Annotated in this window: 6 protein-coding genes; 5 read left to right on the forward strand and 1 reads right to left on the reverse strand. The window is 70.9% G+C overall.

Going from position 1 to position 5,175, the window contains the following annotated elements:
- Window positions 1–208: 208 nt before the first annotated feature.
- Entirely contained in the window at window positions 209–922 is a 714-nt protein-coding gene (locus J1C73_RS14145; protein WP_207316683.1) for a M50 family metallopeptidase, read from the reverse strand.
- A gap of 65 nt (window positions 923–987) precedes the next feature.
- Between J1C73_RS14145 and J1C73_RS14150 the strand changes: the two genes are divergently transcribed.
- The 5 genes from J1C73_RS14150 to J1C73_RS14170 form a co-directional block, all read left to right on the forward strand.
- Window positions 988–1,803, forward strand: a complete 816-nt coding sequence (locus J1C73_RS14150) for an SOS response-associated peptidase (protein ID WP_207316684.1) — start codon at window positions 988–990, stop codon at window positions 1,801–1,803.
- Window positions 1,804–1,853: 50 nt separating this feature from the next.
- Window positions 1,854–2,504, forward strand: coding sequence for an alpha/beta hydrolase family protein (locus J1C73_RS14155; RefSeq protein ID WP_123461547.1), 651 nt, complete (start codon window positions 1,854–1,856; stop codon window positions 2,502–2,504).
- A 273-nt stretch (window positions 2,505–2,777) separates the two neighbouring features.
- Complete coding sequence (locus tag J1C73_RS14160) at window positions 2,778–3,434, forward strand: sigma-70 family RNA polymerase sigma factor (RefSeq protein WP_018105559.1); 657 nt, start codon at window positions 2,778–2,780, stop codon at window positions 3,432–3,434.
- Window positions 3,431–3,751: a mycothiol system anti-sigma-R factor gene (gene rsrA, locus J1C73_RS14165; RefSeq protein WP_123461549.1), complete on the forward strand. Its 321-nt coding sequence runs from the start codon at window positions 3,431–3,433 to the stop codon at window positions 3,749–3,751. The genes J1C73_RS14160 and rsrA overlap by 4 nt, the downstream gene beginning before the upstream one ends.
- A gap of 104 nt (window positions 3,752–3,855) precedes the next feature.
- A partial coding sequence (locus J1C73_RS14170; protein WP_207316685.1) for an HD-GYP domain-containing protein occupies window positions 3,856–5,175 on the forward strand: 1,320 nt, incomplete at its 3' end.

Here is a 5,175-nt window from a genome sequence, read left to right on the forward strand (position 1 = left end):
GCCAGCACCAGCGCGCGATTGGTGACCGACTTCGATCCGGGCACGGTGACGGTCGCTTCTACGGCTCCGCTCGCGTGAGGGGCGGGCCAGAGGGCGGGCTGCACGGAACTTTCGGTCATGGGGCCACTTTAATGGCTCTCCGCAAACCCGGATCTTGATCAAACATGACGAAACCGGGATGTAACGCGGCAGTGGTAAGGGAAGCGAGTCACAGGCCCAGCAGCCAGCGCCCGCCGCCGATCAGCGAGCAGAGCGACACGGCGTGGAACAGGAAGAGCCACAGCGCCGCCGGTACGTCCGTCAGCCGTGACAGCTGGTCCGCGTCCGAGTCCGGCGCACCGCCGTGCCGCCGCTTGGACTGCAGCTCGAACGCCGGACGCACGCCGCCCAGCAGCAGGAACCAGACCGCGCTGTACGCGAACACCGACTGCCAGGCGGGCGAGGCCAGCCACGACATCAGCAGGAAGAGCGAACCGGTGAAAATCACCGTCAGCGCCCCGTACACATTGCGGATCATCACCAGCATCACCGCGAGCAGCGCCGTGGCCAGCCAGAGCAGCAGGGTGATCCGGCCGTTGACCAGCAGCCACGCGCCGCCGAGCCCCAGCAGCGGCGGTGCGGTGTAGCCCGCCGCCGCGGTCAGCACCATGCCGATGCCGGTCGGCTTGCCGCGGCTCACCGTCAGCCCGCTGGTGTCCGAGTGCAGCCGGATGCCCGAGAGCTGCCGCCCGGTGAGCAGCGCGACCAGCCCGTGACCGCCCTCGTGGGCGATGGTGATCGCGTTGCGGGTCAGCCGCCATATGAAATTGGGCACGACGGCGATGAGCGCGGCCGTGGCGGTCACCACGACCAGCCACTGCTCGGGGGCCGGCTGGGTGCCGAAGACGCGGTCCCACAGATTGCCGAGATCGGTGCTGTCCATGGCGCGGGCGGCTCCTTGCGGTATTGACGTCCGGTCGGGATGACGGTCGTGGCAGTCTGGCACTTATGTGCGGACGGTATGCAGCGAGTCGGCGGCCCGAGGATCTGACCGGACTCTTCCAGGTGGAGAAGTGGGAACCGGCCGAGACGCTGGAGCCCGATTACAACGTGGCGCCGACCAAGGAGGTCTACGCCGTACTGGAGCGTCCGGTGAAAGACGCGGATGACCAGCGTCCGGTTCGCCAGCTGCGCGCACTGAAATGGGGGCTCGTCCCCTCCTGGGCCACATCGCCGGAGGGCGGCGCCCGGATGATCAACGCCCGCGCCGAGACGGTGCACGAGAAGCCGTCCTTCCGCCGCCCCTTCGTCTCGCGGCGCTGCATCCTGCCGGCCGACGGCTATTACGAGTGGGTGACCGGCAGCGAGGAACGGCAGCTGGAGGAGAAGGGACGCAAGAAGCGGCCCCGCAAGCAGCCGTACTTCGTGACACCCGCCGACGGATCGGTCTTCGCCATGGCCGGTCTGTACGAGTTCTGGCGCGACCGGACCCTGCCGGACGACCATCCGCAGGCCTGGTGGGTGACCTGCTCGGTGATCACGACCGAGGCGGAGACGAGCCCGCTCGCCGTCGCCCCGGCCGAGGGCCCGGCCGCGCTCGCCGACATCCACCCCCGGATGCCGCTGATGCTCACCCCGGACCGCTGGGACGACTGGCTGGACCCCTCGCACACCGACATCGAGGGGCTGCGGGGGCTGCTCGCACCGCCGCCCGGCGGGCTGATGCGGGCCTATCCGGTGGCCACCGCCGTCAGCAACGTCCGCAACAACGGCCCCGAGCTGTTGGACGAGCTGGCCGCGCCCGAGGTCAGCACGCTCTTCTGAGGCCCGGGTCGTACCGGTGCCGGCCGCACCGGCCTTGGTTGGATGGGCCCGTGAAAGCCACCGAGACAGCCCCACGCACCGAAACGGTCGACACCGAGGCCGGGACCGCCCGGATCAGCTGGCTGCCCGCGCGCGAACCCCGCCTCCTGCTCGCCCTCGGCCACGGCGCCGGCGGGGGCATCGAGGCCCGGGACCTGCGGGCGCTGGCCGCCGCGCTGCCCGCCCACGGGGTGAGCGTCGCTCTGGTGGAGCAGCCCTGGCGGGTCGCCGGGAAGAAGCTCGCGCCCGCCCCGAAGACCCTGGACACCGGCTGGCGCGGCCTGTGGCCGGTCCTGGCGGCTTCCGGGCTCCCGGTCGTCGCCGCGGGACGCAGTGCCGGGGCCCGGGTGGCCTGCCGCACGGCGTCCGGACTCGGCGCCCGTGCGGTCCTCGCACTCAGCTTCCCGCTGCACCCCCCGGGCCGGCCGGAGAAGTCCCGGAAGGACGAACTCCTGGCCTCCGGCGTACCCACCCTCGTCGTCCAGGGCGGCAACGACCCGTTCGGCAGGCCCGCCGAATTTCCCCCGGGGGAGTACCGGATCGCCGAGGTGCCGCACGGGGACCACGGCTTCGCCGTACCGAAGCGGTCGGGGGTGACCGAGGATCAGGCGATGGAGATCCTCACCTCGGCCGTGACCGGATGGCTGGCCGGAATCGTGTGACGTACGGCCCGGGAATGTTGGGCGGGGGGCCACTGTTGTGTGGGGTGTCGGTACACCAACGTCGTCTGTGGAGAGGGAGTCCGTCGCATGGGTTCGACCATCTGCCCGCGTCGCTCGAACGCCGCTGACCTGGAGTGGACAGTGCTGCATGCGGCCAAGACCACTCCCGATCGGGCACTGAGCGGATCGGATCGACAGCCCGCGCCGGACCAAGGTCGACTATTCTCCGATTCGAGCGGGTCCGGTTTCGGCACCGCCACAGCGTTGGAGGAGGTGGGTCCGGTCACTGGGACCGACACAGGGACCGACGACGGCCGCCCGCAGGAGACGACCGCCGAGCGCAACGCGCGCTTCGAGCGCGATGCCCTCGGTTTCCTCGACCAGATGTACTCGGCCGCGCTGCGCATGACGCGCAACCCCGCGGATGCCGAGGACCTGGTCCAGGAGACGTACGCCAAGGCATACGGCTCCTTCCACCAGTTCCGTGAGGGAACCAACCTCAAGGCGTGGATGTACCGCATCCTCACCAACACGTTCATCAACTCGTACCGCAAGAAGCAGCGCGAACCCCAGCGCAGTGCCGCCGAGGAGATCGAGGACTGGCAGCTGGCCCGCGCCGAGTCGCACATGTCGACCGGTCTGCGCTCCGCCGAGTCCCAGGCCCTCGACCACCTGCCCGACTCCGATGTGAAGTCTGCTCTGCAGGCGATTCCCGAAGAGTTCCGCATCGCGGTCTATCTCGCCGATGTAGAGGGCTTTGCCTACAAGGAGATCGCGGACATCATGGGGACTCCCATCGGTACGGTGATGTCCCGACTGCACCGGGGCCGCCGTCAACTGCGCGGCATGCTGGAGGACTACGCCCGTGACCGCGGGCTCGTCCCGGCGGGTGCCGGTGAGTCGGACGATCGGAAAGGCTCGGGCTCATGAGCTGCGGAGAGCCGCACGAGACGGATTGCTCAGAGGTCCTTGACCACCTCTACGAGTTCCTCGACCGGGAGATGCCGGACAGCGACTGCACCAAGTTCGAGACGCACTTCGGTGAGTGCTCCCCCTGCCTGGAGAAGTACGGGCTGGAGCAGGCCGTGAAGAAGCTGGTCAAGCGCTGCTGCGGTCAGGACGACGTGCCGACCGACCTGCGCTCCAAGGTGATGGGGCGGATCGACCTGATCCGCTCCGGCCAGGCGGTGCCCGAGCAGGACGTGTCGGTCTCCGGTGCCGAGCTGCCGGCCACCGCCAAGGAATGACGCATCACCCGAACGTGCTAATCGCGGCCGTCGGCCCTCAGTCGGGACGCCCAACTCGCTAGCCTGGCGCATCCATTGGCGATGCTGGGGGGCGGGCGGAACGGGTGAGAGCCTCACGCGGCGCGGCGCGGGCGTACATCCTGGCCGTCTCGCTCTGCGCCACCCTGTGCGTGCTGCCCGCGCTGCGTCCCGGCGCGGGCACCCCGTGGACCACCCTCGCACTGCTCGCCGGGCTCTACCTGGTCTGCGAACTTCCCGGCCGCCGCCCCTTCTTCGGCAGCTCCGTGCCGGTCAGTGCCGGATCGTTCTTCCCATTGCTGCTCGCCGCCGCCTTTCTGCTGCCGCCTGCCGCCGCGGCGCTGGTCGCGATACCCGGCTCGCTCGTCGGCCGGGTGGAGAAACCCCCGGTCGCTGCCCGCCGCGTCTGGCGGGCGGCGCAGCTCGCGCTCACCGTCCGGGTCGCCTCCGGCGTCCACGCCCTGCTCGGCGGCCCCGCCGCGCTCGGCGGCTCCGGACCCGGGCGGCTGCCCGAACTCCCGTACGCGCTGCTGCCCGCCTGCGCGGCCGCTCTGGCCTTCAGCCTCGTGCTGACCGCGCTGGACGGTTCGATCCTGGCCGCCGCCGAGCACCTGCCCGTCCGGCGCGCCTGGAGCGGGCTGCTGCCGCGCTCGCTCGGCCCGCACCTCGTGCACGGCCTCGCCGGACTGATGATGGCGGTCCTGTGGAGCAGCTCGTACGGGCCGCTGGCCGCGCTCTTCGTCCTGCTGCCGATGTACATCTCCTGCTGGGCCTTCGCCCAGTACCACCGCGAGCACGCCGCGCACCGCGCCACGATCAGGGCCCTGGTGCAGGCCGTCGACATCAAGGACACCTACACCCGGGGCCACAGCGAGCGGGTGGGGCGCGCCTGCGTGCTGATCGCCCATGAGCTGGGCATGGCCCGGGACCGCGTCGAAGTGCTCCGGTTCGCCGGCATCCTGCACGACGTCGGCAAGCTCGGCGTGCCGACCCGGGTGCTGCGCAAGGACGGGCCGCTGACACCCGAGGAGCGGCGGGTGATCGAACTGCACCCGGAGTACGGGCACGAGATCGTCCGCGGCATCGGCTTCCTCGGCGAGGCGCGCGCCGCGATCCTGCACCACCACGAACGGCTCGACGGCAGCGGGTACCCGTACGGGCTCGCCGGCCGCGAGATCCCCGAGTTCGCCCGCGTGGTCGCCGTCGCCGACGCCTTCGACGCGATGACCTCGACCCGGTCCTACCGGCGGGGGCGTCCGGTGCCGGTCGCCGTGGAGGAGCTCAAGCGGTGTGCCGGTACCCAGTTCGATCGGCAGATGGTGCGGGCGCTGGCGCGCGGCCTGGAAAGGCACGGGTGGTCGGGGGCGGCGTCGGCCGTGACGGCGGACGACGCCCCCGACCACCCG

Origin of the sequence: Streptomyces laculatispora (assembly GCF_017353455.1) — a bacterium.
In the GTDB taxonomy this organism is placed as follows: domain Bacteria; phylum Actinomycetota; class Actinomycetes; order Streptomycetales; family Streptomycetaceae; genus Streptomyces; species Streptomyces laculatispora.